The following is a 23849-nucleotide window of genomic DNA, read 5'->3' as shown; positions in this document are numbered from 1 at the left end:
GACATGCCGCCCGCAATGCGGGCGACCTGAGGATCAGATCTCGTCTGGGAAGTGCTTCATCACCAGCCGGATCGGGTTCGGCGCGGCCTGGCCGAGGCCGCAGATCGAGGTGTCGACCATTGCCTGGCTCAGCTCTTCCAGCAGCCCCTGGTCCCAGCGTTCTGCCTGCATCAGCTTCACGGCCTTCTCGCACCCGACCCGGCAGGGCGTGCATTGCCCGCAGCTTTCATCTTCGAAGAAGCGCAGCATGTTCAGCGCGGCCTCTCGGGCGCTGTCCTTGTCGGACAGGACCACGACCGCCGCCGACCCGATGAAGGAGCCGTGCTCTTGCAGCACGTCGAAATCGAGCGGGATGTCATCGAGCTTCGCAGGCAGAAGGCCAGAAGACGGCCCGCCCGGCTGATAGGCCTTGAGGTCATGACCCTCGGCCATGCCGCCCGCGGCCTCGACGATGTCGCGGATCGTGGAACCCGCCGGCAGAAGGTAGACGCCGGGCTTGGCGACGCGGCCCGAGACCGAGTAGCTCCGCAGTCCTTTGCGGCCGTTCTTCTCGGTGCCGGAGAGAACCTCGGGGCCGTCTCGGCAGACTCGCGCGACCCAATAGAGCGTCTCCACGTTGTGAACGAGGGTCGGGCGATTGAAGATGCCGACCTGCGCGACATAGGGCGGGCGGTGCCGGGGCAGGCCGCGCTTGCCCTCGATCGATTCGATCATCGCGCTTTCCTCGCCGCAGATATAGGCGCCCGCGCCGCGGCGCAGCTCGATATATCCCGGAACGACGATCTCCGCTTCTTCCAGCGCGGCGATCTCGCGGCGCAGAATTTCGAGGACGGCCGGATATTCGTCGCGCATGTAGAGATAGACGCGATCGGCCTCGACCGCCCAGGCGGCGATCAGCATGCCTTCGAGGAAGAGGTGCGGGACGCGCTCGAGATAGTAGCGGTCCTTGAACGTGCCAGGTTCGCCCTCGTCGCCATTGACCGCAAGGTAGCGCGGGCCCGCTTCGGCGCGCACGAAGCCCCATTTCTTGCCCGAGGGAAAGCCCGCCCCGCCAAGGCCGCGCAGACCGGCGGAGAGCATCATGTCCTGAACCTGTTCCCAGTCGCCGCTTTTCCGCAACATGCCGAGCGCGGCATAGCCGCCCTCCGCGCGGTAGGCGTCGAGCGCCTCGTAATCGGGAAGGTGGACATGGGTCTCGCCCGCCGCGATGGCGGCCTCTACAAGCTCGGGCGTGGCATGATCGATATGGTTGTGCCCGAGCTCGCAGACAGGCGCGGTGTCGCAGCGGCCCATGCAGGGTGCGCGGACAACCCGGACCTCCGACGGATCGAGCCCTTCCTCGAGCGCCGCGCGCAGCGCCTCGGCCCCGGCCAGCTCGCAGGAGAGCGAATCGCAGACACGCACGGTCAGGGCGGGCGGCGGCGTCTCGCCTTCTTTCACGATGTCGAAATGCGCGTAGAAGGTCGCGACCTCGTAGACCTCGACCTGCGCGAGCTTCAACTTCTCGGCGAGAGCCCGGACATGGGCCGCCGAGATATGACCGTAAGTGTCCTGGACGAGATGCAGGAATTCGATCAGCAGGTCGCGGCGCCGCGGCCGGTCGCCGAGAAGCGCGCGGACCTCGTCATGGGCGGTATCGTCGAGCGCGCGGCCCTTGGGGATCGGGCGCCCCTTGCCGCGGCCGGATTTCCACGGTGTCTTGCTGTCATCGAGCGCCATGAACCTGTCCTTCGAACGAGCCTCTCGCGGCCCCGAATACAGGGTCGGGGTGGGGGCTGTCAGGCGCGATGCGGCGAATTTCCGTCCCGTTGCGACGTCATGGTGCCTTGATTCGGTCTTAGTGGCGGCGGATTTTTCCTATAGAGGACGTTCGAGGCGAATACCGGGGCAGCAGGGCAGAGGCATGACACGGTTCACCATCATCACGCTGACGCTGGTCGCGCTTCTCGCGGCCGGTCTCGTGCTGGGCGGGGGATATGCCGGGGCGGCGCTTTTCTACATCACCGTCTTCACGTTCTTCATGGACAAGATCGCGGGCCTTGCCGCGCCGGATGCGCCGGAGGGCGCGGAGTTTCCCGCGGGCCTCGGCTTGTCGGTTGTCTTGGGCCTTGTGCATTTCCCCCTTCTTTTCGGCGGGGCGCTGACGATTGGCAGTGGCAGGCTCGAGGCTTGGGAGGGGGTCGCGCTCTTTTTCGGGCTCGCGCTCTTTCTGGGGCAGGTGTCGAATTCGAACGCTCATGAGCTCATTCATCGCGGCGCCCGCGCGCCGCGCGCGCTTGGGGTTGCGGTGTATACCAGCCTTCTATTCGGGCATCACGCCTCGGCGCACCGGCTCGTGCATCACGTGCACGCAGCCACGGATCGCGATCCGAACACGGCGCGTCTCGGGGAGGGGTTCTGGCGCTACGCGGCGCGGGCCTGGGCCGGCTCGTTCCGGCAGGGCTTTCGGGCGGAGCAGGCATTGTCGGCCCGCAAGCGCCGCCTGCATCCTTACGCGATCTATGGAGGCGGGGCTTTGGCGGCGCTTGTCGGGGTGGGCCTGCTCGGCGGCCCTTCGGCCCTTCTCGCCTATGTCGCTCTTTGCATCTACGCGCAGCTGCAACTCCTCTTGTCCGACTACGTGCAGCATTACGGGCTGATGCGTGCGCCGCGCGAGGGCGGGCGGCTCGAGCCGATGGGGGCTCGGCATTCGTGGAACGCGCGACAGGGCTTTTCCTCGGGCCTCATGCTGAACGCACCGCGCCATTCGGATCACCACGCCAATCCGGGCCGGGCCTATCCCGGTTTGCGCCTTGACCGGGAGGCGATGCCCATCCTGCCGCATTCCCTGCCGGTCATGGCGGTCCTCGCGCTCGTTCCGCCGCTCTGGCGGCGGGTGATGGACCGGCGGGCACGGGCCTGGACGCGCGCCGCGTCTTTCGCGCCGGAGCCGGTGCTGGCAGAATGAGGGCCATGAGATATGCCGCCACCCTCTGTGCACTGCTCCTCTCTGGCCCGGTCTCGGCCCAGAGCCCGATGAGCGCCCAAGAATTCCAGGACTACGTCTCCGGCAAGACGCTGACCTTCTCGGAAGCGGGCGTGCCCTACGGGATCGAGCGTTATATGCCCGGCCGCCGCGTGCGCTGGTCCTTCCTCGATGGGCGCTGCAAGGACGGCATCTGGTATCCCGAGGGCGACCAGATCTGCTTTGTCTACGAGGACGATCCCGCGCCGCAATGCTGGAGCTTCTTCGAGGAAGGATCTGGCCTGCGCGCCGTCTTCGAGGGTGGTGAGTTCGGAACGGAGCTCTACGAGGCGGACGAGGCGCAGGAAATGGTGTGCCTCGGCCCCGATGTCGGCGTTTGAGGGGCGCTGCCCCTCTTGGCGGCAGAGCCGCCAATTCACCCCGCGGTATTTGCGCCAACCCAAGGAGCGGATCGCGGGTCTGCTGACCCGGGCGCGCGCCTGTCAGGCGTTCCAGCGCACCTCGCCGGCGCCGGTGACATCGTAGCCGGCCAATTGCGCCGCATGGGCGCGGAACGGCTCCGACCGCATCACCGCGAAGAGGGCCTGAAGCGGTGGCTCGAAGGCCGCGCGCCGGTCGACGAGGATGTCGAAGCGTTCCTCGGCGATGGGCAGGAAGGCAAGCCCGTGCGTCGCGGCGAGCGCCTCGAGGCCGAATGCGGTATCGGCTTCCTCGTGTTTGACCGCGAAAACCGCGTCTTCCTCGCTTTGGGCGACGCCGGTGAAGAGGAGGGCGTCATGGGCGAGGCCTGCCTCCTCGACCGTCTGGCGAAAGAGCGTGTCGGTCCCGGTGCCCGAGGGACGCGGCGCGATCCAGAGATCCTTGAGATGCGCGAGCGATGTCACGCGGCCGGCCATGTCAGGGCGCAGGATCAGACCGCGGCGGCGGCGCGCGAAGGATATCAGCACCGCATCGCACCCGGCGGCCGCGTCTTCGACCGCGGCGATATTCCAATCGCCGTCCGCGCCGGGGATATGCAGACCCGTCGCCGACCCGTCACCGCGCGCGAACCGGGCCAGTCCCGTGCCCGAGCCGTCGAACAGCGTCGCAAGACCGGGCCGCGCCTGCCGGAGGGCCCATTCGAGCAGCGGATCGTGGCTTCCGAGGAAGACGGGCGGACGCGGCGTGCGGTCGGGTTCGGGCCGGGTGCTTTCGCCCGCGATCCAGGCGCGGATCTCGTTTTCGGGAAACAGCAGCTTGCCGGTGACGCGCGAGACCGGAACGGACCCCGAAGCGGCGAGGTCGTAGACCTTGCGCTCCTTGATACGCAGAAGCTCGGCGAGCTCTTTCACGGTCAGGAATTCAGGCATGCGGCAAGCTTTGCATTGGGTGGCGGGCCGGGCGGACTATGGCGGCAGGTGCGGCGCGCGGCAAGCGGATGTGGCGCAAGCGATGCGGGCCGGTCTAGAGTGCCGGATGAATACCACGGTGGGAGAGCGACGGGATGACCGGGATCCGAGAGAACGAGACGCGCACGGATCTGCCCGACGCGGCGGATGCGGGGCTCTATTTCATCGGGATCTGCCGGACGCCCTTCGCCACGCGTGCGGATTGCCCGAGGCAGGGGCGGCGTGACGGGCCGGTGTGCAGGCTCGAGATTTTGCCGCGCTGGGCCGGGGCGCTCGACGGGATCGAGGCATTCGCGGAACTCGATGTCCTATACTGGCTCGACCAGTCGCGGAGGGATCTCGTCACGCAGAGCCCGAAATCGGATGGGGCGGTGCGCGGCACATTCTCGCTGCGCTCCCCGGTGCGGCCAAACCCGATCGGTCTCGCGCGGGTCGCGCTGATCAGGCGCGAAAACGCGGTTCTGCATGTGCGCGGCCTTGACTGCATCGACGGCACGCCGCTTCTCGACATCAAGCCCGAGCGTTGCGCCTACACGCCGCTCGCGCCCGAGAAGGCGGCAGACCGGGCGTGATCTCAGCCTGCACGGAAAGCGGGCAATCAGGCTCTTGCACTGCTCATTCTTTGAGCGCTGCGGCGGAAGGGAACTGGCCTGCGTGGGGCCTTGCGCCGGGTGGATTGCACGCGGCGGCCGCGAGGAGGCGGTATGGCTGAGGACAGGGCCGGGAGCGTGGAGATCCCCTACGACAGATCACATGACGGCGCGGCGCTGACCCGCGCGAGGGGGCGGGCCAGCCTCTCGGTCCGGCATGCGCGGGGCGCTAGTCGACTCCGCGCGTTGGGGCAATCGGGGTCGGCGAAACTTCTCTTTCCGCATGGTGCCGGAGAGATGTTGCAGGCGACATGGCTCAACACCGCGGGTGGGATTACCGGGGGTGACCGGTTCGCTCTGGATGCGTGCGCGGAAGACGGGGCCGCGCTCTCGCTGACGAGCCAGGCGGCGGAGCGGATCTACCGCGCGCGCGGCGCCGAGACAGGGCGAATGACGACGCGGCTCAGCCTTGGCGCGGGCGCGCGCCTGCACTGGTTGCCGCAGGAGACGATCTTCTTCCAGGGAGCGGCGCTCGACCGGCATCTGCAGGTGGAGATGGCTCAGGATGCGGCCTTTCTCGGGATCGAGACGCTGATCTTCGGACGTGCCGCGATGGGGGAAGATGTTACGCAGCTGAACTTGCGCGACCGGATCGAATTGCGGCGCGCGGGCCGGCTTATCCATTCCGATCGTCTTGCACTTCGCGGCGATGCGCGGGCCCGGCTGGGAGGCGCTCACGTGGCGGGCGGTGCTCGGGCGATGGCGTCGCTGGTGATCGCGGCGCCGGGGATCGACGCGCGGCTGCCCGCGATCCGGGATTTCCTGCCCGCACGCGGCGGTGCCTCCGCGCCCCTCGCGGGACTTGTCGTGGCGCGGATCCTCGCCGATGACGGTTTTGACATCCGTCAAAGACTTGTGCCTCTGTTACGATATCTTTCCGGCAGCGAACTGCCCCGACCCTGGATGATTTGATGAATCTGACCCCGCGCGAAAAGGACAAGCTGCTTGTCGCCATGGCCGCCGAAGTGGCCCGCCGCCGTCTCGAGCGCGGCGTGAAGCTCAACCATCCCGAGGCGATCGCGCTCATCACCGACGCGGTCGTGGAAGGCGCGCGCGACGGGCGCAGCGTCGCCGAGATGATGCAGGCGGGAGCCGAGGTGATCTCGGCCGAGCAATGCATGGAAGGCGTGCCCGAGATGATCCACGAGGTCCAGGTCGAGGCAACCTTTCCCGACGGCACCAAGCTCGTCACCGTTCACAACCCGATCCGATAGGAGACCTTCATGCGCTATGCCCTTCCCCTGATGATCCTTGCCGGTCCGGCTGCCGCGCATCCAGGCCCGCACCTGCACCCCCATGACGGGGCAAGCTGGCTGGCCGTCGCGGGCGCCCTTGCCGTGATTGCGCTCGCGGGCACGCTGATGGTCGCGCGTCGACGGGCCGAGACGCGCAAGGACCGGCGACGATGATCCCGGGCGAGCTTTTCCCCGCGCCGGGCGGCCTCACGCTGAACGAAGGCCGGGAGGCGATCACGCTGATGGTCGCCAATACCGGCGACCGGCCGGTGCAGGTGGGCTCGCATTACCATTTCGCCGAAGCCAACCCGGCGCTCGATTTCGACCGGGAGGCGGCACGGGGCCTGCGTCTCGACATCGCCGCGGGCACCGCGGTCAGGTTCGAGCCGGGCCAGCGGCGAGAGGTCTCGCTCATCCCGTATCAGGGGGACCGCCGGGTTTTCGGCTTCAACCAGAAGGTCATGGGGGCGCTCTGATGCGAACGGGTCTCGGGATCATTGCGCTGACCGCCGCCTATGCGATGCCGGGGCACGCACAGGAGCTTGATTGCCGGGATCCGCAAACCCAGGTGGAGATGACAGGCTGTGCGGCCCGCGACTACGAGGCCGCGGATGCGGAGCTGAACGCCGCCTGGGGCGAAGCGATGGCCTGGGCCCGGCGGATGGACGAGGGCCTGCCCGCGGATCAGGTGCCCGCCGCCGATATTCTGCGCGACGCACAGCGCGCCTGGATCCCGTTTCGCGACCAGGCCTGCGAAGCGGAAAGCTTGGCCGCACGGGGCGGCACGATGCAGAACATGCTGTTCTACATGTGCCTCACGCGGCTGACGGAGGTACGGACCGAGGATCTGCGAAACCTCGGATTGGAGTGACGCGAGGACGGCTTGGACCTCGCGGGTTCGCGCCTCCGACCGGTGCGGGCGCAGTTTGCGGCCGCAGATCGACAAGGGAGTGAGAAATATGCTGACACCGATCCACGCAACGCAGCTCTGGTGCGCCTGGACAGGCGCGATCTGGGCGCAGCAGATCAAGATGTCGCAGATCCTGCTGGGCGCGATGGCGCAAAGCTCCGCCGAGGCGTTCTGGGGCGTGAAGATGCCGATGAACGCCTGCGGCGTGACGCCTGGCGCAGCGCCGCGCAAAGCCGCTGCACCCGGGCGCCGCAAGCTCGAAGCGGTGCCGGCCGAGCCGCGGCGCAGCGCGCGCCGGCAGCCTTCCGTGCCGCCGGGCCTGCCGCCGCGCAAGGGGCACGCAACGCCGGTCTGATCTTCCAGCGGAGGCGATCCGTGCTAGGCTGACCCTCAGAGGCAGCGCAGGCTCCTGTCGAGCATCCACCAGACAGGGAGCGTCAAGATGTGTGATATCTGTGTGATGAACCGCGTGAAGAAGCGGATGCTGTCACGCCGGCAATTCTTTTCCGCCAGTGCGGGGCTTGCCGCCGGTGCGGCCCTGGGCGGGGTCGTGGCCGCGCCGCCCGCGATGGCCCAGGGGCATGGCAGCGTCGTGGACATGAGCCACAAGCTCAGCCCTGACTTCCCGACCTTCTTCGGCCCGCCCGGCATCTCGATGGAGCAGGAATTCGCCTTCGAGAGTGACGGGTTCAACCTCTTCAACCTCTCGATCAACGAGCACACCGCGACCCATATCGACGCGCCTTTGCACTTTTCGGCGGACGGGGCGTCGGTGGACGAGATCCCGGTGACGGACCTCGTTGTGCCCCTGTGCGTGATCGACATCGCCGCCAAGGCCGCCGAAAATCCTGACGCGCAGGTGACGCCTGACGACCTGCAAGCCTGGATCGACGCCAATGGCGACATTCCCGATCGCGCTTGCGTTGCGATGCATTCAGGCTGGGCCGCGAAGTCCGGCAATGCGGAGCAATTCGTGGGGCGGGACGATGACGGTGTCGGTCATTGGCCGGGCTTTCACGTCGAGGCCACGCAGATGCTGCTCGAAACCGGTGCAGGGGCGATCGCGGTGGATACGCTCTCGCTCGATCACGGGCCCTCGGCGGATTTCGCGGCGCATTATGCCTGGCTGCCCGAGGGGCGCTACGGGATCGAGAATCTTGCCGGTCTTGAGAACGTGCCGGCTGCCGGGGCGACGCTTGTCGTCGGTGCGCCCAATCACGTCGGCGGCACGGGCGGGCCCGCACGCATTTTCGCGCTGGTCTGATGGCGACCGTCAGGCTCTTGAGCGACGAGGATGCCAGCGCCGAAGCGCTGGCCGTCTTCGAGGATATCCGTGCCACCCGCGGCACCGATTTCATCAATAATTTCTGGCGCGCGCTGGCGCATGATCCACAGCTTCTGGCCGCAACCTGGGCACGGTTGAAGACGGTGATGGCGCCAGGCGCGCTCGATCCTCTGACGAAGGAGATGATCTATCTCGCCGTCTCCACGGCCAATTCCTGCACCTATTGCATCCATTCCCACACCGCCGCGGCGCGGGCGAAGGGCATGAGCGAGGCGCAATATGCTGAACTTTTAGGCGTCATCGGGATGGCGATGCAGACGAACGGCCTCGTCACGGCGATGCAGGTGCCGGTGGATGAGGAGTTTCGCGTGGAGTGATCGGGCGCGCTGACAAAATTATATAATTTTGTCAGCGTCTTGCGGGATCTATCGCGCGAGGCGGGCTTCTGCGCCGCTGCTCCGAGTGGATTTGACAAGATCACGCGCCCCGGCAAGGCTCTGATCCGACGCATCCAAGGAGCCCGCGACCCATGCCCGCCACCATCTCTCGCGCGGATTACGCCGCGATGTTCGGTCCGACGACCGGCGACAGGCTCCGGCTCGCCGATACCGATCTCATCATCGAGGTGGAGCGCGATCTCATCGCCGAAGCCTCCGGCACCGGCAACGCGCCCGTCTATGGGGAGGAGGTGAAGTTCGGCGGCGGCAAGGTGATTCGCGACGGCATGGGCCAAAGCCAGGCGACCCGCGAAGCTGGCGCGGTCGACACAGTCATCACCAATGCGCTGATCGTCGATTATACGGGCATCTACAAGGCGGATGTGGGCCTCCGGGACGGGCGCATCCACAAGATCGGCAAGGCGGGCAACCCGGACACACAGCCCGGCGTCGATATCATCGTCGGCCCCGGCACAGAGGCCATCGCGGGCGAGGGCCGTATCCTGACCGCGGGCGGGTTCGATTCGCATATCCATTTCATCTGCCCCCAGCAGATCGAGGACGCGCTGCATTCGGGGCTGACGACGATGCTCGGCGGCGGCACAGGCCCCGCGCATGGCACGCTGGCGACGACCTGCACGCCCGGGCCCTGGCATATCGGGCGTATGCTTCAGGCGGCGGACGCCTTTCCGATGAACCTCGCCTTCGCTGGCAAGGGCAATGCCTCTCTGCCCGGCGCGCTCGAGGAGCAGGTGCGCGCGGGGGCCTGCGCGCTCAAGCTGCACGAGGATTGGGGCACGACACCCGGATCCATCGACAATTGCCTGTCGGTCGCGGACGATTACGACGTGCAGGTGATGATCCACACCGACACGCTGAACGAGAGCGGCTTCGTGGAGAACACGGTCGCGGCCATGAAGGGCCGCACGATCCACGCCTTCCACACCGAGGGGGCGGGCGGGGGCCATGCGCCCGACATCATCAAGATCTGCGGGGAGGAGTTCGTGTTGCCCTCCTCCACGAACCCGACGCGGCCCTTCACCGTGAACACGCTGGAAGAGCATCTCGACATGCTCATGGTCTGCCATCACCTCGACAAGCGCGTGCCTGAGGACGTGGCCTTTGCCGAAAGCCGTATCCGGCGCGAGACCATCGCCGCCGAGGACATCCTGCACGACATGGGCGCGTTCTCGATCATCGCCTCCGACAGCCAGGCGATGGGCCGCGTCGGCGAGGTGCTGATCCGCACCTGGCAGACCGCTGACAAGATGAAGAAACAACGCGGACGCCTGCCCGAGGAGGCCGGCGAGAACGACAACATGCGCGTGCGCCGCTACATCGCGAAATACACGATCAACCCGGCCATCGCGCATGGACTCGCGCATGAGATCGGCTCGATCGAGGTGGGCAAGCGCGCCGATCTCTGCCTCTGGTCGCCCGCCTTCTTCGGGGTGAAGCCGGACATGGTGCTTCTGGGCGGCACCATCGCGATGGCGCAGATGGGCGACCCCAACGCCTCGATTCCGACGCCGCAGCCGGTCTATTCGCGCCCCATGTTCGGAGCCTACGGGCGGTCCGTGGAGCGCTCTGCCGTGACCTTCGTGTCGGAAGCCGCGCAGGCGGCCGGCATCGGTTCGGAACTGGGTCTCGCGAAAGAGACGATCGCCGTGCGCGGCACGCGCGGCATCGGCAAGCGCGACCTCAAGCTCAACAACGCGACGCCGAAGATGGAGGTCGATCCCGAGACCTACGAAGTGCGCGCCGATGGCGAGCTTCTGACTTGCGAACCTGCAACCGAGCTGCCGATGGCGCAGCGCTATTTCCTGTTCTGAGACATGACCGATTTTATCGCACGCACCTACCATGGACACGCCCATGCCGCGCCGATCGGATGCGCGGTGCTGGATTACGAAGGCCGCTTCCTGCGCCGCCGGGTGATCGCGCTCGAGGACGGACGGCGCTGCCTCGTGGATCTGCCGCAGACCACCTCGCTCGATCCTGGCGGGGTGCTGGTCACCGAGGCGGGCGAGATCGCCATCGCCGCCGCGCCCGAGGAGCTGCTTGAGATAAGGGGCGGCGATCTCGTGCGTCTCGCCTGGCATATCGGCAACCGCCACACCCCCTGCCAGATCGAGGCATCTCGCCTTCTGATCCAGCGCGATCACGTCATGGCCGATCTTCTGAGTAGGCTCGGCGCGGAGACGCGCGAGGTGGTGGAGCCCTTCACTCCAGAGGGAGGGGCCTACGGCCACGGCCGCACCCATGGGCACGACTATTCGCACGGCCACGGTCCGCACGAGCATAGCCATGGCTGAGGCCGGGCTGACCCTTCATCAGCTCTTCTCACCCGCCTTTCCGACAGGCGGCTTCGCTTATTCGCACGGGATCGAGACGCTGGTCGCCGAGGGTGGCCTTGCGACTGGCGAGGATCTGGAGGCATGGCTCGAGACCTGGGCACGACACGGCGCGGGCTGGCAGGACGCGGTTCTCTTCGCCCATGCCGCGCGCGGTGACGACGTCGCGGCGCTCGACGAATTGGCCTCAGCGCTCGCTGGCGCCGCGCATCGGCGGCGCGAGACGGCGCTTACGGGCGCGGCCTTCGCGGCCACGGTCCGCGCCGTCTGGGGGCTCGATCTGCCAGACATGGCCTATCCGGTCGCCGCAGGCCGCGCTGTGCATCTGTTGTCGCTCGAGCCTCGTGCGGCGCTCGAGACATTCCTGCTGAACGCGGTGTCGACCTATGGGGGCGCGGCGATGCGCCTCGTGCCGCTCGGCCAGAGCGACGGGCAGCGCGCGATCGCGTCACTGGTGCCGGTCGTGGCCGAGGTGTCGGATGACGCGATGCGCGCCGAACTCGATGATCTCGGCACCTTCTCGCCATTGATGGACATCGCGGCGATGCGCCACGAGACGCTTCAGACGAAACTCTTCCGATCCTGAAAGGAGCCCGCCCAATGTCCTCTCCCAACGGTCCCTTGCGCGTCGGCATCGGCGGCCCGGTCGGCGCCGGCAAGACGACGCTGACCGCCGCGCTCTGCGCCGCGCTCGGCCCGCGCCTCTCGATGGCCGTGATCACGAACGACATCTATACGCAGGAGGATGCAGAGGAGCTGATGCGACGGCAGGTCCTGCCCCTCGAACGCATTCGCGGCGTAGAGACGGGCGGCTGCCCGCATACCGCGATTCGCGAGGACGCCTCGATCAACCTCGCCGCCATCGCCGAGCTCAACGTGGCGATCCCGGATCTCGATCTCATCCTGATCGAGTCCGGTGGCGACAACCTTTCGGCGACCTTCTCGCCCGAGCTTGCCGACGTGACGATCTACGTGATCGATGTCGCGGCGGGCGAAGAAATACCGCGGAAAGGTGGCCCCGCGATCTGCCGCTCTGACATCCTTGTCATCAACAAGACCGATCTCGCCCCGCATGTAGGTGCGTCGCTCGAGGTGATGGAGCGGGACGCGGCCCGCATGCGCGCCGGGCGACCCTTCTTCTTCACCGCGCTTCGCAAGGGCGAAGGGGTGGAGGCGGTCATCGCCGCCTTGTCGGAGATCGGTGGCCTCGATCTGACCCAGCAGGCGGCGGAGTAGCGTCGTCGCCCAGGTCGCCGTGCCTGCGGAAAGGGCGCATTTTCGGTATTTTCACCAACCCAAAACCAAAAGCGCGCCCCCTGTCTTTGGGTTGGCCCAAATACCGGCGGGGGTGAATTCGGGGCGGCACGCCCCGAAGAGGGGGCAGCAAGCCCCCTCACGCCCCGATCAGCCCGCGGGTGCCGCCGGTCTGGGCGCGGTCGAGAAGCAGGTGGTCGAGCAGCACGCAAGCCATCATCGCCTCGCCGACCGGCACCGCGCGGATGCCGACGCAAGGATCGTGGCGGCCTTTCGTGACGACCTCGGTCGGCTGGCCCGACTTGGTGATCGAGGCGCGGGACTTGAGGATCGAGGAGGTCGGCTTGACCGCGAAGCGTGCGACGATGTCCTGGCCGGTGGAGATGCCTCCGAGGATGCCGCCTGCGTGGTTCGAGGAATAGCTCGGCGCGCCGTCATTGCCGAGGAAGATCTCGTCGGCATTGGCCTCGCCGGTGAGTGCGGCCGCTGCCATGCCCTCGCCGATCTCCACGCCTTTCACCGCGTTGATCGACATCATCGCCGCGGCGATCTCGGTATCGAGCTTGGCATAGACCGGCGCGCCGAGGCCGGCGGGCACGCCGGAGGCCGCAACTTCGATCATCGCGCCGCAGGAATTGCCGGATTTGCGCAGGCCATCGAGATATGTGGCCCAGTCCTCGGCGGCTTTTGCCGAGGGCACCCAGAACGGGTTCTTCTCGATCTCGTCCATCTCGCGGGTCTCGCCGATGGAATGCGGACCCATCTGCACCATGTAGCCGGTGATCGCGAGGCCGGGGGCCAGCTCGGCGAGAACCGCACGCGCCAATCCTCCGGCAGCCACCCGCGCCGCGGTCTCACGCGCCGAGGAACGCCCGCCGCCCCGCGGATCGCGATGACCGTATTTCTGCCAATAGGTGATGTCCGCATGGCCTGGGCGGAAGGTCTCCGCGATATCGCCGTAATCCTTGGAGCGCTGATCGGTGTTCTCGATCATCAGCTGCACCGGCGTCCCTGTGGTGCGGCCTTCGTAGACGCCCGAGAGGATGCGAACCGCGTCGGCCTCGCGCCGCTGGGTCGTGAACTTGTTCTGCCCCGGTTTGCGGCGGTCGAGCCAGTGCTGGATCGCGGCCTCGTCGATGGCGATCCCGGGCGGGCAGCCATCCACCGTGCAGCCGAGCGCGGGACCGTGGCTTTCGCCCCAGGTCGTCACGCGAAACAGGTGGCCGAACGTGTTGAAACTCATCTCGCCGCTCCGAAATAGCTGGTCGCGCTTGTCCTAAAGAAGGCCCGCGCCCCCCTCAAGCCGTTTCGCCTTGTCAGCGGCACCGGGCAGGATTACGTCTCTGCGTACCTCGGGGTGCCGGAAGGCTGAGATGCGGTGATGCCGCGAACCCGTTGAACCTGAACCGGTTAACACCGGCGGAGGGAAGGTTTGCCGGCAGCGCCCGCAGTATCTTGCCCATCCGCCGCAAATGGAAGGATGGCACCATGAAAGCCCTCACGACTTTTGCAGCGGCCACGCTCACCGCGGGCACCGCGCTCGCCCAGGAGAACGTGCTCACTGTTTATGCTGGCGATTACATCGTCTCCGAATGGGGACCGGGCCCCAAGATCGAAGAGCTGTTCGAGGCGCGCTGCGACTGCGATCTTCAGTTCAAGCCGGGCGATCTCTTGCCGCGGCTTCTGCTCGAAGGGCAGGCGACCGAGGCGGACGTGGTGTTCGGGCTCAACACCGACGTGACCAAGCGCGCCCGCGAAAGCGGTCTCTTCGCGCCCCACGGGCAGGACACGGATGCGCTGACGCTGCCGATCGACTGGAACGACGACATCTTCCTGCCCTTCAATTACGGGCATACCGCCTTCGTCTACGACACCGAGCGTCTGGCCGAGCCGCCGCAGAGCTTCGACGCGCTTCGTGAGGCGGGTGATGATCTGAGCCTCGTCATCCAGGATCCGCGCACATCGATCTCGGGCCTCGCGCTCGCGCTCTGGGTGCAGTCGGTCTATGGCGAGGAGGCAGAGGCCGCCTGGGCGGACCTCTCGGACAACGTGCTGACCGTGACCAAGGGCTGGTCCGAGAGCTACGGGCTCTTCACCGATGGCGAGGCGGACATGGTTCTGTCCTACACGACCTCGCCCGCCTACCACATCATCGCCGAGGACGACGACACGGTGAAGGCGGCGATCTTCCCCGAGGGGCATTACTTCATGGTCGAGCTGGCCGCGGTGACATCGACGACAGATGTGCCGGAGCTTGCGCAGGACTTCATGGCCTTCATCCTCTCGGAGGAGTTCCAGGAGATGATCGCGACGGGCAACTGGTCTTTCCCGGCGGCATTGCCGCAGGAGCGCTGGCCGGACGGGTTCCGGCAGCTCGACTTGCCGGATGAAGTGCTGTTCTACTCCGAAGACGAGGCAGCTGAACTCAAGGATCAGGCGATCGAGGCATGGCGCGCCGGTCTCTCGCGCTGATCGCCGCCGCGGCGGTGCTGGCGCTGACGCTGGTGCCGGTCGCCGCGGTGCTGATCCGGGCGGGAGGGCTGTCGGCCTTCGCGCCCGGTGACGGGCAGGCGCTGCGCTTCACGCTTGTTCAGGCGACGCTCTCGGCGGGGTTCAGCGTGCTTTTCGCCGTGCCCGTCGCGCGGGCGCTCGCCCGGCGCAACTTTCCGGGGCGCGGGCTCCTCGTTGCGCTTCTGGGCGCGCCGTTCATCCTCCCCGTGATCGTGGCCGTTCTGGGGCTGATCGCGACGTTCGGATCGAACGGCATCGTCAATCGGGGCCTCGCAGCGCTGGGCCTGCCGGAAATGACGATCTACGGATTGCACGGGGTGGTCATCGCGCATGTCTTCTTCAACCTGCCGCTTGCGACGCGGCTCGTCCTGCAAGGCTGGCTTGCCATGCCGGGGGAGCGGTTGCGGCTTGCCGCCTCGCTCGGGCTCAGCCCCTGGGCGATGTTCCGCACGCTCGAAGCGCCTATGTTGGCGCGTATCCTGCCTGGAGCCTTCGCGGTGATCTTCGTGATCTGCCTGTCGTCCTTCGCCGTCGCGCTGACGCTCGGGGGCGGCCCGCGCGCCACGACGGTGGAACTCGCCATCTACCAGGCGATGCGGTTCGACTTCGATCTGGGGCGCGCGGCCTCGCTCTCGCTTCTGCAACTGGCGCTCGCGGTCGCTGCGGGGCTCGTGGCGCTGCGGCTCTCGGGCGGGGCAAGCTTCGGCGCGGGGCTCGATCGGCGCGTGGCGCGCTGGGACGGGCGGGGGCTCGTGGCACGGCTTCTCGATGGAGGCGCGATCCTGATCGTTGCGCTTTTCCTGCTGACGCCGCTGACGCTCGTGGCCTTGCGCGGCGCGCCGGGGCTCTTGCAGCAGGGTGCCGGAACGCTGGAGGCCGCGTGGCACTCGCTCAGCGTTGCGCTCGCCTCGACCGCGCTCTGCCTTCTCTGGGCGCTGCCGCTCGCGACCCGGCGCGGAGAGCTTCTGGGCCTTCTCGGCATCGCCATCTCGCCGCTCGTCCTTGGCACCGGGCTGTTCCTGCTGGTCCGGCCCGTCATGAACCCGTTCGCGCTGGCGCTGCCGGTCACGGCGCTCGTGAACGCGCTGGTGAGCCTGCCCTTTGCGCTGCGTATCCTCCGGCCCGAGGCCGAGGCGATCCGCGATGATTTCGGGCGGCTCGCCGGATCGCTCGGCCTCAGCGGGTGGGCCTGGACGCGCTGGGTGCTGCTGCCGCGCTTGAAGCGGCCCTTGGGCTTCGCGGCGGGGCTGACAGCGGCGCTGTCAATGGGCGATCTGGGCGTCATTGCACTCTTCGCCGATCCCGACCGCGCGACCTTGCCGCTGCAGGTATATCGCCTCATGGGCAGCTACCAGATGGAGGCGGCGCAGGGCGCGGCGCTGCTTCTCCTGATGGCGAGTCTCGCGCTGTTCTGGCTCTTTGACAGGGGAGGGCGCGTCGGTGCTTGAACTCGATGGGCTCGTGATGCGCGCAGGCGACTTCACGCTGCGCGCCGAGATGACGCTGCAGCCTCGGAGCCGCGTTGCGGTGGTCGGACCATCGGGGGCAGGCAAGTCGACGCTCCTCGATGCGATCGCCGGATTTCGGCGGCCCGAGGCGGGGCGGATTCTCTGGCAAGGACGGGACATTACCGCCGATGCCCCTGGCACGCGGCCGGTCGCCTCGCTGTTCCAGGACCAAAACCTCTTTCCGCACCTGAGCCTTGCGCGGAATCTCGGACTTGCCTTGCGGCCGGGTGGCGGGCGGGTGAGCGCGCACGAAAACCAGCAGATCGAAGAGGCGCTGGCCGAGGTCGGGCTCGCCGGGTTCGGCGCGCGCAAACCGGCGGAGCTGTCGGGCGGGCAGGCGAGTCGGGCGGCCCTGGCGCGGGTGCTCTTGCAGAACCGGCCAGTGATCCTGCTCGACGAGCCCTTCGCGGCGCTTGGTCCGGCGCTCAAGGCCGAGATGCTGAGCCGCGTGGCCGAGCTTGCGGACAAGCTCGGCGCGCTGGCGCTGATGGTCAGCCACGATCCCGCCGATGCGCGCCGCTTTGCCAGCCAGACGGTGCTCGTGGCGGACGGCGTCGCGGAGCCGCCGCGGGAGACGGAGGCGCTCTTTTCCGACCCGCCCGACAGCCTGCGTGCCTATCTCGGCCAGGCGTGACCTCAAAGGCACCCCGATTGTCGAAGCCCGCTCTTGCATTGCGTGCGCGTTGACAGAACGTGGCCCAGACGGGAAAAGATCGGTCCAAGCTCCGGGCACAAGGAGCTCCAACATGGATGAGGCACGATGACCAGCCAGCCCAAGATCGATCCGTCCCTGCGTAGCGCGTTGATGGAACGGCCGGACCTTCTTCTCGAAGATCAGGATCTGATGCGCGCGCTCGTGGCGGCGAACGAGCGATCCATGGGCTCGAACATCGTCGATCTGCGCGGAATCGCGATGGAGCGCCTCGAGGCGCGGCTCGACCGGCTCGAGGAAACGCACCGTTCGGTCATCGCGGCCGCCTATGAAAACCTCGCCGGCACCAACCAGATTCACCGCGCGATCCTGCGGCTTCTCGACCCGACCGAATTCGAGCCGTTCCTGCGCGATCTCGGTGGTGAAGTTGCGGATATCCTGCGCGTCGATTGCGTGAAACTCGTGCTGGAGAGCACCGATTCCGCTCAGGACGATCCGGCGGTCGCGCGGCTTGGCGGCGTGCTGAGCGTCGTGCGCCCCGGCTTCATCGACAGCTATATCGCGAACGGCCGTTCCGCCCCGATCCGTCAGGTCACACTGCGCCAGATGGAAGGCGGAGATCCCGAATTCTATGGTGAGATCGCCGATTGGGTGCGTTCGGAAGCGTGCCTCAAGCTCGATTTCGGCGAGGGGCGCCTGCCGGGCATGCTCGTCATGGGCGCCGAAGACCCCCACCAGTTCACGCCGCAGCACGGCACCGACCTTCTCGCCTTCTTCGCCGGAGTGTTCGAACGGTCGATGCGGCGCTGGTTGCAGTGAGCCTCGAGCTCTCGCCGCAAGCGCGCGACGCGCTCGGGGCCTGGCTCGAGACTGCCCGCGCGTTGAAAGGGCAGTCCGAGAATACCGAGAAAGCCTATCGCGCCGACGTCATCGAGTTCATCGCCTTCATGGTGACATATCACGGCGAGCCCAAGGGCCTTGGCGCGCTGTCTCGGATCAGCGTGACGGATATGCGCGCCTGGATGGCGTCCTTGCGCCAGGGCGGGGCCAGCCCCCGGAGCATGGCGCGCAAACTCTCGTCGGTGAAGTCGTTCTATCGCTGGCTTTCCGAGCGTGAAGGGTTTGAGCCGACAGCCGTCCTGTCGGCCCGTGCCCCGAAATTCGAGAAGAAGCTGCCCCGTCCCCTCAACGAGGACGCCGCGCGCGCGATGATCGATAGCGTCGGAGATCAGGGCCGCGCAGGCTGGATCGGCGCGCGGGACGCGGCGGTGGTGACGCTGCTCTACGGCTCGGGACTGCGGATCTCCGAGGCGCTTGGGCTGACCGGCACAGATCTGCCGCTCGGGGCCAGCCTGCGTATTCTCGGCAAGGGCGGTAAAGAGCGCGTGGTGCCGGTGCTGCCAGTCGCGCGGGATGCGGTGGAGCGGTATATCCGGCTCTGCCCGCACGAGATGACTGCGGATGCGCCGGTCTTTCGCGGCCTCCGGGGCGGAGCGCTGTCGCCGCGCGCGGTGCAGAAGGTGACGGAGGCGGCGCGCATGCAGCTCGGGCTGCCCGCGACCGCGACACCGCACGCGATGCGGCATTCCTTCGCGACGCATCTTCTGGCTGCAGGCGGCGATCTGCGGGCGATTCAGGAGCTTCTGGGCCACGCCTCGCTTTCGACGACACAGGCCTATACCTCGGTCGACGAGGTGCACTTGATGAAGGTTTACGAGGCGGCGCACCCAAAGGCGCGCTAGGCTTGTGCTTGCCGCGGCAAGCTTCGATAGTCCGGGCGTCAGCCAAAGGAGGCCGCCCGATGAAACTCTACAAGCTCAGCCCGTCGCCCTATGTCCGCAAGGTCCACGTGATGCTGATCGAGACCGGTCTGATCGACGGGGTCGAGCTGATCTCCGGTGCGAATTCGCCGATGGACCCCGATCCCGAACTGACCGCGCTCAATCCGCTCGGCAAGATACCGGCGCTCGTGCGGGACGATGGCGGGACGCTCTATGACAGCCGGGTCATCTGCCGCTATCTCGACGCCAAGGCCGGCGCCGGCTTCTATCCTGAAAGCCGGATCTGGGAGGTTCTGACGCTGGAGGCGACGGCGGACGGGATGCTCGATGCAGCACTTGCCATGGTCTATGAAGGTCGCTTCCGCGAGCCCGAGAAGCAATCGGAGGACTGGGTCGAGGCGCAATGGCTGAAAGTGGCCCGCGCGCTCGATGCGCTCGAGGCGCGCTGGATGAGCCATCTCGCCGGGCCGGTCGATGCCGGGCAGATCGCGCTTGGCTGCGCGCTTGGCTATCTCGACCTCAGGCACGAGGCGCGTGGCTGGCGGAACGGCCATCCCGAACTGTCCGACTGGTATGCGCGGTTCGCCGATCGCGCGTCGATGCAGGAGACCGCGCCGCAAGGCTGAGGCAGACGCCGCGCCCTTGCGCGTTCAGGCGGTCAAGAGTACCGACCCGCGCAGAGTTCACTTGCCAGAGGCCTGCACTCATGCAGATGCGCGATACTTTCATCAAGCCCATGCACCCCGAGGGAAAGCGCTTTGTCGCGGCCTTCGCGGTGGTCGCGCTCATCCTTTTCGTGATCTGGGAGCCGCTGGGCTGGATCGGCGTCGGTCTCACGATCTGGTGCTACTATTTCTTCCGCGATCCCGAACGGGTCGTGCCGGATGCGCCGGGCCTCGTCGTATCTCCCGCCGATGGCGTGGTCTCGCTGATCGAGCGCGCCGTGCCGCCGCCCGAGCTTGGCCTGTCCGATACGCCGCTCATGCGTGTGTCGGTCTTCATGTCGGTGTTCAACTGCCACATCAACCGCGCGCCGGTCGCAGGCCGCGTGACGCGCGTCGCCTACAAGCCGGGCAAGTTCCTGAACGCCTCGCTCGACAAGGCCTCAGAGGACAATGAGCGCAATTCATTGATCCTCGAGATGGAGGACGGGCGCACGCTTGGCGTCACGCAGATTGCGGGCCTCGTGGCGCGGCGCATTCTCTGCTTCACCGAGGACGGCGCGCCGCTGCGCCGGGGCGAGCGGTTCGGTCTCATTCGCTTTGGCTCACGGCTCGATGTCTACCTGCCCGAAGGCGTGGAGCCAGAGGTCGCCCTCGGTCAGACGATGATCGCGGGCGAGAGCGTGATCGCCCGGCTGGACGGTCCCGCGTCATGAAAGATGCCGAGCCTCCCCGCAGCGACAAGCTGACGCTCGTTCAGCTCATTCCGAACATGCTGACGCTGACGGCGATCGGGCTCGGGCTGACGTCGCTGCGCTACGGGCTCGATGCGCGCTGGGAACTCGCGGTGCAAATGATTTTGCTCGCGGCCGTGCTCGATGGGCTCGACGGACGGCTGGCGCGGGCGCTGGGCTCGGATAGCAAGATGGGGGCGGAACTCGACAGTCTCGCCGATTTTCTCAATTTCGGGGTCGCGCCGGGCTTCCTGCTCTATCTCTGGGCGCTCGAGGATTTGCGCGGTTTCGGCTGGCTGGCGGTGGTCGTCTACGCGATCTGCTGCGTGATGCGCCTTGCGCGGTTCAACGTGGCGCGGAAGGAAGAGGCAGGCGGCAAAGGCGGAGAGGAGGCCTACTTCACGGGCGTTCCGTCACCGGCGGGGGCCATGCTTGCGATGCTGCCGATGTTCGTGTCCTTCGCCTTCGGCCTGCAGCCGGTGCTGCCGGATCTTTTGCTGGCGCTTTACGTGATGGGGGTGGGGCTGATGATGGTCAGCCGCGTTCCGACCTGGTCCTTCAAGACGACGAAGGTGCCGCGCCGCAACGCCAAGGTTTTCCTGGTGGCTTTCGTGACCGTTGGGGCGCTGCTGTTCATCTACGCCTGGATCAGTCTTGTCGCCCTGTGCGTCGCCTATGTCGTGATCGTCGCGTTCAAGCTGACGACGCTGAGGCGGCGGCTCCCTAAAACTTGAGGGAGACGCCGATATTGACCGCGTTGGTGGTGATGTCGGTCTGCACATCGCCGCCGCCATCGAGGTCGAGATCGTTCCGAGACGCGGTGAACTGATATTCCCCGAACACGGCCACCCGCTCGGTCACGTCGTAGCTGGCCCCTGCCATCAGGCGCATGGCCGGGCCGCCGAACTGGTATCCGTAGGTTTTCTCGCCGCCGACCTCGGCATCGACATGGGGCAAGGTGAAGCCGAGACCCGCACCGACATAGGGTGTCACGGGCCCCGCCGTGTTCTGCCAGCGATACATCGCGTTCGCCGTGATGACGTTGAGACCGTCGGTCAGCTGGAAATCGTCGAAGCCGAGCGCGTCCTGGTCGGAGCCGTCGAGATAGACCTTGCTGTGCGTGAACTCTGCGCCGAAGCCGAGGCCGCTGTCCTGCCACCAAGTGCCACGCACGCCATAATAAGGCGGCGCGGAGAACGATTTGCCGTCCCAGGACACGTCACGATCGAACGAGCCGCCGCCGGGATAATCCCCCTCGAACTGGCTGTCGGGAGCGCCTTGCTTGCCTGAATAAATGGAAAGTTCGACGTCCGCCGTTGCCGCACTGGCCACCGAGACGGCCAAAACCGTCAGCGGGACACAACAAAGGTTCAAATTCATAATTGTCTGCCGTTTCTAGCTGCCTATGAGGGCTAAGTGGCATCTGAGCGGTTTGGTTCCAACCGCGACACAACGGCGCTTTTTCGATTCTCCTGTCTTTGTGTTCTGGACGCCTTAAACTCTGTTCGCTAATTAGCCCCGCAGAACGCTGCGGATCCGTCCGCGGCGCATTCCGAGATTTGCCGGTATGCCGGTGCAGGGAACGGAGACAACCTCGTGTCGAACGCAGAAGATCACACAGGCACCCGGAGAGACTTTCTCTACTACGCCACGGCAGGCGCGGGTGCGGTCGCGGCGGGCGCAGCCGTCTGGCCGCTTATCAATCAAATGAACCCCTCCGCGGATGTGCGCGCGCTCTCGACCATCCGGGTCGATGTCGGCGGCGTCAACGAGGGTTCGCAGATCACCGTGCAATGGCTCGGCAAACCGGTCTTCATCCGCAACCGCGGCCAGGCCGAGATCGAAGAGGCCCGCTCGGTCGACGTGTCCGAACTGGTCGACCCGATCGCGCGCAACGAGAATCTCCAGGGCGAGCAGCCCGCCACGGACGAGAACCGCGCCCTCGACGAAGAGGGTCGCTGGCTCGTGATGATGGGCGTCTGTACGCATCTCGGCTGCGTGCCGCTCGGCAACGGTGCGGGCGATTACAACGGCTGGTTCTGCCCCTGCCACGGCTCGCACTACGACACGGCCGGCCGCATCCGCCGCGGCCCCGCGCCGACCAACCTGCCGGTTCCGCTGGCTGAGTTCGTCGACGAAACGACGATCCTTCTGGGTTAAGGGAGAGAGACATGGCTGGTATCCCGCACGACCATTACGAACCGAAGTCCTCGGGCGAGAAGTGGCTGCACAAGCGCCTTCCGATCGTCGGGCTTCTCTACGACACGCTGATGATCCCCACCCCCAAGAACCTCAACTGGATGTGGATCTGGGGCATCGTCCTGACCTTCACCCTTGCGCTGCAGATCATCACCGGCATCACGCTGGTCATGCACTACACGCCGGACGCGGATATGGCGTTCGCCAGCGTCGAGCATATCATGCGTGACGTGAATGGTGGCTGGGCGCTGCGCTACATGCACCAGAACGGCGCGTCGCTGTTCTTCGTTGCGGTCTACGCACATATCTTCCGCGGCCTCTATTACGGCTCCTACAAGGCGCCGCGCGAGGTCACCTGGATCATCGGTATCCTGATCTACCTTCTGATGATGGGCACCGCCTTCATGGGCTACGTTCTGCCCTGGGGTCAGATGTCCTTCTGGGGCGCGACCGTGATCACCGGCCTCTTCGGCGCGATCCCGTTCATTGGCGAGACGCTGCAGACCTGGCTTCTTGGCGGGCCCGCGGTTGGCAACTACACGCTCACGCGCTTCTTCTCGCTGCACTATCTCTTCCCGTTCGTCATCGCGGGTCTCGTGATCGTGCACATCTGGGCCTTCCATTCCACGGGCAACAACAACCCCACGGGTGTCGAGGTTCGTCGCGGCTCCAAGGCCGAGGCCGAGAAGGACACGGTTCCGTTCTGGCCCTACTACGTGATCAAGGACCTCTTCGCGCTGGCGATCATCCTCGCGGTGTTCTTCGCGATCGTCGGGTTCATGCCGAACTATCTCGGCCACCCCGACAACTACATCGAGGCGAACCCGCTCGCGACGCCCGCGCACATCGTTCCCGAATGGTACTTCCTGCCGTTCTACGCGATCCTGCGCGCCTTCACCTCCGAGGTGTGGGTCGTTCAGATCGCCTCCTTCGTGACCGGCGGCATCATCGATGCGAAGTTCTTCGGTGTGCTTGCGATGTTCGGCGCGATCGCGGTCATGGCGCTGGCGCCCTGGCTCGACACGTCGAGCGTTCGCTCGGGCCGCTACCGTCCGCAGTTCAAGTGGTGGTTCGCGCTGCTGATCGTCGACTTCTTTGCGCTGATGTGGCTCGGGGCAATGCCCGCCGAGGAGCCCTATTCCTCGCTGTCGCTGATCGCGTCGGCCTACTGGTTCGCCTACTTCCTGGTGATCCTGCCGCTGCTCGGCGTGATCGAGAAGCCGCTCAAGCGGCCCGACACGATCGAAGCTGATTTCGAGGCGCATGCCTCGGCGACGGGCGGTACCAAGACCGAACCCAACGTCGCTCCGGCCGAATAAGAAAG

Annotated in this window: 29 protein-coding genes and 1 riboswitch; of the genes, 25 read left to right on the top strand and 4 right to left on the bottom strand. The window is 66.6% G+C overall.

Going from position 1 to position 23849, the window contains the following annotated elements; all coding sequences use genetic code 11:
- Positions 1-33 precede the first annotated feature (33 nt).
- Positions 34-1719: an NAD(P)H-dependent oxidoreductase subunit E gene (locus FIU91_RS14700; RefSeq protein WP_152463039.1), complete on the bottom strand. Its 1686-nt coding sequence runs from the start codon at positions 1717-1719 to the stop codon at positions 34-36.
- Positions 1720-1903: 184 nt separating this feature from the next.
- Here FIU91_RS14700 and FIU91_RS14695 point away from each other — a divergent pair, with 184 nt between their 5' ends.
- Together FIU91_RS14695 and FIU91_RS14690 are read left to right on the top strand one after the other, a co-directional pair.
- Positions 1904-2947 carry an alkane 1-monooxygenase gene (locus tag FIU91_RS14695; RefSeq protein ID WP_152463038.1) on the top strand — a complete coding sequence of 348 codons (1044 nt, stop codon included), beginning with the start codon at positions 1904-1906 and terminating at the stop codon, positions 2945-2947.
- 5 nt (positions 2948-2952) lie between these two features.
- Positions 2953-3345: a hypothetical protein gene (locus FIU91_RS14690; protein WP_152463037.1), complete on the top strand. Its 393-nt coding sequence runs from the start codon at positions 2953-2955 to the stop codon at positions 3343-3345.
- Between the two features lie 102 nt (positions 3346-3447).
- Here the strand turns inward: FIU91_RS14690 and FIU91_RS14685 are convergent, their stop codons facing one another.
- Positions 3448-4314: a helix-turn-helix transcriptional regulator gene (locus FIU91_RS14685; RefSeq protein WP_152463036.1), complete on the bottom strand. Its 867-nt coding sequence runs from the start codon at positions 4312-4314 to the stop codon at positions 3448-3450.
- A gap of 134 nt (positions 4315-4448) precedes the next feature.
- Here FIU91_RS14685 and tsaA point away from each other — a divergent pair, with 134 nt between their 5' ends.
- The 13 genes from tsaA to ureG all read left to right on the top strand — a co-directional run bounded on the left by tsaA (position 4449) and on the right by ureG (position 12460).
- Positions 4449-4925, top strand: a complete 477-nt coding sequence (tsaA, locus tag FIU91_RS14680; protein WP_152463035.1) for a tRNA (N6-threonylcarbamoyladenosine(37)-N6)-methyltransferase TrmO — start codon at positions 4449-4451, stop codon at positions 4923-4925.
- Between the two features lie 132 nt (positions 4926-5057).
- The gene (locus tag FIU91_RS14675) at positions 5058-5915 is read left to right on the top strand and encodes an urease accessory protein UreD (protein WP_152463034.1); all 858 of its coding nucleotides are present in this window, start codon (positions 5058-5060) and stop codon (positions 5913-5915) included.
- Positions 5915-6217, top strand: a complete 303-nt coding sequence (locus FIU91_RS14670; RefSeq protein WP_093009582.1) for an urease subunit gamma — start codon at positions 5915-5917, stop codon at positions 6215-6217. The genes FIU91_RS14675 and FIU91_RS14670 overlap by 1 nt, the downstream gene beginning before the upstream one ends.
- Positions 6218-6226: 9 nt before the next feature.
- Complete coding sequence (locus FIU91_RS14665) at positions 6227-6412, top strand: hypothetical protein (RefSeq protein ID WP_152463033.1); 186 nt, start codon at positions 6227-6229, stop codon at positions 6410-6412.
- Positions 6409-6714, top strand: a complete 306-nt coding sequence (locus FIU91_RS14660) for an urease subunit beta (RefSeq protein ID WP_152463032.1) — start codon at positions 6409-6411, stop codon at positions 6712-6714. Before FIU91_RS14665 ends, FIU91_RS14660 begins: the two co-directional genes overlap by 4 nt.
- Positions 6714-7109 (top strand): lysozyme inhibitor LprI family protein, encoded by a 396-nt coding sequence (locus FIU91_RS14655; protein ID WP_152463031.1) that lies wholly within the window; start codon positions 6714-6716, stop codon positions 7107-7109. Before FIU91_RS14660 ends, FIU91_RS14655 begins: the two co-directional genes overlap by 1 nt.
- Before the next feature lie 88 nt (positions 7110-7197).
- Complete coding sequence (locus tag FIU91_RS14650; RefSeq protein WP_093009578.1) at positions 7198-7503, top strand: hypothetical protein; 306 nt, start codon at positions 7198-7200, stop codon at positions 7501-7503.
- An 87-nt stretch (positions 7504-7590) separates the two neighbouring features.
- Entirely contained in the window at positions 7591-8412 is an 822-nt protein-coding gene (locus FIU91_RS14645) for a cyclase family protein (RefSeq protein ID WP_152463030.1), read from the top strand.
- Positions 8412-8810 (top strand): carboxymuconolactone decarboxylase family protein, encoded by a 399-nt coding sequence (locus FIU91_RS14640; RefSeq protein WP_152463029.1) that lies wholly within the window; start codon positions 8412-8414, stop codon positions 8808-8810. Before FIU91_RS14645 ends, FIU91_RS14640 begins: the two co-directional genes overlap by 1 nt.
- Before the next feature lie 152 nt (positions 8811-8962).
- On the top strand, positions 8963-10702 hold the full coding sequence (gene ureC / locus FIU91_RS14635) for an urease subunit alpha (protein ID WP_152463028.1): 1740 nt from the start codon (positions 8963-8965) through the stop codon (positions 10700-10702).
- Positions 10703-10705: 3 nt separating this feature from the next.
- Complete coding sequence (locus FIU91_RS14630; RefSeq protein WP_152463027.1) at positions 10706-11185, top strand: urease accessory protein UreE; 480 nt, start codon at positions 10706-10708, stop codon at positions 11183-11185.
- Positions 11178-11810 (top strand): urease accessory protein UreF, encoded by a 633-nt coding sequence (locus FIU91_RS14625; protein ID WP_254701971.1) that lies wholly within the window; start codon positions 11178-11180, stop codon positions 11808-11810. Before FIU91_RS14630 ends, FIU91_RS14625 begins: the two co-directional genes overlap by 8 nt.
- Before the next feature lie 14 nt (positions 11811-11824).
- Positions 11825-12460, top strand: coding sequence for an urease accessory protein UreG (ureG, locus tag FIU91_RS14620; RefSeq protein ID WP_152463025.1), 636 nt, complete (start codon positions 11825-11827; stop codon positions 12458-12460).
- Positions 12461-12617: 157 nt separating this feature from the next.
- Here ureG and aroC read toward each other — a convergent pair whose 3' ends face one another.
- A complete protein-coding gene (gene aroC, locus FIU91_RS14615) occupies positions 12618-13721 on the bottom strand; it encodes a chorismate synthase (protein ID WP_152463024.1) in 1104 nt (367 codons plus the stop codon).
- A gap of 100 nt (positions 13722-13821) precedes the next feature.
- A riboswitch (TPP riboswitch) is annotated at positions 13822-13923 on the top strand.
- Between the two features lie 43 nt (positions 13924-13966).
- Here aroC and FIU91_RS14610 point away from each other — a divergent pair.
- The 8 genes from FIU91_RS14610 (at position 13967) to pssA (ending at position 21060) form a co-directional block, all read left to right on the top strand.
- Positions 13967-14950 carry a thiamine ABC transporter substrate binding subunit gene (locus tag FIU91_RS14610; RefSeq protein WP_152463023.1) on the top strand — a complete coding sequence of 328 codons (984 nt, stop codon included), beginning with the start codon at positions 13967-13969 and terminating at the stop codon, positions 14948-14950.
- On the top strand, positions 14926-16437 hold the full coding sequence (locus tag FIU91_RS14605; protein ID WP_152463022.1) for a thiamine/thiamine pyrophosphate ABC transporter permease ThiP: 1512 nt from the start codon (positions 14926-14928) through the stop codon (positions 16435-16437). The genes FIU91_RS14610 and FIU91_RS14605 overlap by 25 nt, the downstream gene beginning before the upstream one ends.
- Positions 16430-17131, top strand: coding sequence for an ATP-binding cassette domain-containing protein (locus FIU91_RS14600; RefSeq protein ID WP_152463021.1), 702 nt, complete (start codon positions 16430-16432; stop codon positions 17129-17131). Before FIU91_RS14605 ends, FIU91_RS14600 begins: the two co-directional genes overlap by 8 nt.
- A gap of 126 nt (positions 17132-17257) precedes the next feature.
- The gene (locus FIU91_RS14595; protein WP_093009567.1) at positions 17258-17968 is read left to right on the top strand and encodes a DUF484 family protein; all 711 of its coding nucleotides are present in this window, start codon (positions 17258-17260) and stop codon (positions 17966-17968) included.
- On the top strand, positions 17965-18891 hold the full coding sequence (locus tag FIU91_RS14590) for a tyrosine recombinase XerC (protein WP_152463020.1): 927 nt from the start codon (positions 17965-17967) through the stop codon (positions 18889-18891). Before FIU91_RS14595 ends, FIU91_RS14590 begins: the two co-directional genes overlap by 4 nt.
- Before the next feature lie 59 nt (positions 18892-18950).
- A complete protein-coding gene (locus FIU91_RS14585) occupies positions 18951-19556 on the top strand; it encodes a glutathione S-transferase (protein ID WP_152463019.1) in 606 nt (201 codons plus the stop codon).
- 80 nt (positions 19557-19636) lie between these two features.
- Positions 19637-20308, top strand: a complete 672-nt coding sequence (locus tag FIU91_RS14580; RefSeq protein ID WP_152463018.1) for a phosphatidylserine decarboxylase — start codon at positions 19637-19639, stop codon at positions 20306-20308.
- Positions 20305-21060, top strand: a complete 756-nt coding sequence (gene pssA / locus FIU91_RS14575) for a CDP-diacylglycerol--serine O-phosphatidyltransferase (protein ID WP_152463017.1) — start codon at positions 20305-20307, stop codon at positions 21058-21060. Before FIU91_RS14580 ends, pssA begins: the two co-directional genes overlap by 4 nt.
- Here pssA and FIU91_RS14570 read toward each other — a convergent pair.
- On the bottom strand, positions 21050-21658 hold the full coding sequence (locus FIU91_RS14570; protein WP_254701970.1) for an outer membrane protein: 609 nt from the start codon (positions 21656-21658) through the stop codon (positions 21050-21052). The genes pssA and FIU91_RS14570 overlap by 11 nt on opposite strands.
- Before the next feature lie 264 nt (positions 21659-21922).
- Between FIU91_RS14570 and petA the strand changes: the two genes are divergently transcribed.
- Positions 21923-22486, top strand: coding sequence for a ubiquinol-cytochrome c reductase iron-sulfur subunit (petA, locus tag FIU91_RS14565; RefSeq protein WP_093009561.1), 564 nt, complete (start codon positions 21923-21925; stop codon positions 22484-22486).
- A gap of 11 nt (positions 22487-22497) precedes the next feature.
- The gene (gene petB / locus FIU91_RS14560) at positions 22498-23844 is read left to right on the top strand and encodes a cytochrome b (protein WP_093009560.1); all 1347 of its coding nucleotides are present in this window, start codon (positions 22498-22500) and stop codon (positions 23842-23844) included.
- The last annotated feature ends 5 nt before the right edge of the window (positions 23845-23849 follow it).

It is taken from the genome of Roseivivax sp. THAF30 (assembly GCF_009363575.1).
In the GTDB taxonomy this organism is placed as follows: Bacteria; Pseudomonadota; Alphaproteobacteria; order Rhodobacterales; family Rhodobacteraceae; genus Roseivivax; species Roseivivax halotolerans.
This window is presented reverse-complemented; position numbering and strand designations above follow the sequence as displayed.

Excerpts from the sequence above, each read along its gene's own strand:
- FIU91_RS14700 (WP_152463039.1), bottom strand. The coding sequence starts at position 1,719 with ATGGCGCTCGATGACAGCAAGACACCGTGGAAATCCGGCCGCGGCAAG.
- FIU91_RS14695 (WP_152463038.1), top strand. The coding sequence starts at position 1,904 with ATGACACGGTTCACCATCATCACGCTGACGCTGGTCGCGCTTCTCGCG.
- FIU91_RS14690 (WP_152463037.1), top strand. The coding sequence starts at position 2,953 with ATGAGATATGCCGCCACCCTCTGTGCACTGCTCCTCTCTGGCCCGGTC.
- FIU91_RS14685 (WP_152463036.1), bottom strand. The coding sequence starts at position 4,314 with ATGCCTGAATTCCTGACCGTGAAAGAGCTCGCCGAGCTTCTGCGTATC.
- tsaA (WP_152463035.1), top strand. The coding sequence starts at position 4,449 with ATGACCGGGATCCGAGAGAACGAGACGCGCACGGATCTGCCCGACGCG.
- FIU91_RS14675 (WP_152463034.1), top strand. The coding sequence starts at position 5,058 with ATGGCTGAGGACAGGGCCGGGAGCGTGGAGATCCCCTACGACAGATCA.
- FIU91_RS14670 (WP_093009582.1), top strand. The coding sequence starts at position 5,915 with ATGAATCTGACCCCGCGCGAAAAGGACAAGCTGCTTGTCGCCATGGCC.
- FIU91_RS14665 (WP_152463033.1), top strand. The coding sequence starts at position 6,227 with ATGCGCTATGCCCTTCCCCTGATGATCCTTGCCGGTCCGGCTGCCGCG.
- FIU91_RS14660 (WP_152463032.1), top strand. The coding sequence starts at position 6,409 with ATGATCCCGGGCGAGCTTTTCCCCGCGCCGGGCGGCCTCACGCTGAAC.
- FIU91_RS14655 (WP_152463031.1), top strand. The coding sequence starts at position 6,714 with ATGCGAACGGGTCTCGGGATCATTGCGCTGACCGCCGCCTATGCGATG.
- FIU91_RS14650 (WP_093009578.1), top strand. The coding sequence starts at position 7,198 with ATGCTGACACCGATCCACGCAACGCAGCTCTGGTGCGCCTGGACAGGC.
- FIU91_RS14645 (WP_152463030.1), top strand. The coding sequence starts at position 7,591 with ATGTGTGATATCTGTGTGATGAACCGCGTGAAGAAGCGGATGCTGTCA.
- FIU91_RS14640 (WP_152463029.1), top strand. The coding sequence starts at position 8,412 with ATGGCGACCGTCAGGCTCTTGAGCGACGAGGATGCCAGCGCCGAAGCG.
- ureC (WP_152463028.1), top strand. The coding sequence starts at position 8,963 with ATGCCCGCCACCATCTCTCGCGCGGATTACGCCGCGATGTTCGGTCCG.
- FIU91_RS14630 (WP_152463027.1), top strand. The coding sequence starts at position 10,706 with ATGACCGATTTTATCGCACGCACCTACCATGGACACGCCCATGCCGCG.
- FIU91_RS14625 (WP_254701971.1), top strand. The coding sequence starts at position 11,178 with ATGGCTGAGGCCGGGCTGACCCTTCATCAGCTCTTCTCACCCGCCTTT.
- ureG (WP_152463025.1), top strand. The coding sequence starts at position 11,825 with ATGTCCTCTCCCAACGGTCCCTTGCGCGTCGGCATCGGCGGCCCGGTC.
- aroC (WP_152463024.1), bottom strand. The coding sequence starts at position 13,721 with ATGAGTTTCAACACGTTCGGCCACCTGTTTCGCGTGACGACCTGGGGC.
- FIU91_RS14610 (WP_152463023.1), top strand. The coding sequence starts at position 13,967 with ATGAAAGCCCTCACGACTTTTGCAGCGGCCACGCTCACCGCGGGCACC.
- FIU91_RS14605 (WP_152463022.1), top strand. The coding sequence starts at position 14,926 with ATGGCGCGCCGGTCTCTCGCGCTGATCGCCGCCGCGGCGGTGCTGGCG.
- FIU91_RS14595 (WP_093009567.1), top strand. The coding sequence starts at position 17,258 with ATGACCAGCCAGCCCAAGATCGATCCGTCCCTGCGTAGCGCGTTGATG.
- FIU91_RS14585 (WP_152463019.1), top strand. The coding sequence starts at position 18,951 with ATGAAACTCTACAAGCTCAGCCCGTCGCCCTATGTCCGCAAGGTCCAC.
- FIU91_RS14580 (WP_152463018.1), top strand. The coding sequence starts at position 19,637 with ATGCAGATGCGCGATACTTTCATCAAGCCCATGCACCCCGAGGGAAAG.
- pssA (WP_152463017.1), top strand. The coding sequence starts at position 20,305 with ATGAAAGATGCCGAGCCTCCCCGCAGCGACAAGCTGACGCTCGTTCAG.
- petB (WP_093009560.1), top strand. The coding sequence starts at position 22,498 with ATGGCTGGTATCCCGCACGACCATTACGAACCGAAGTCCTCGGGCGAG.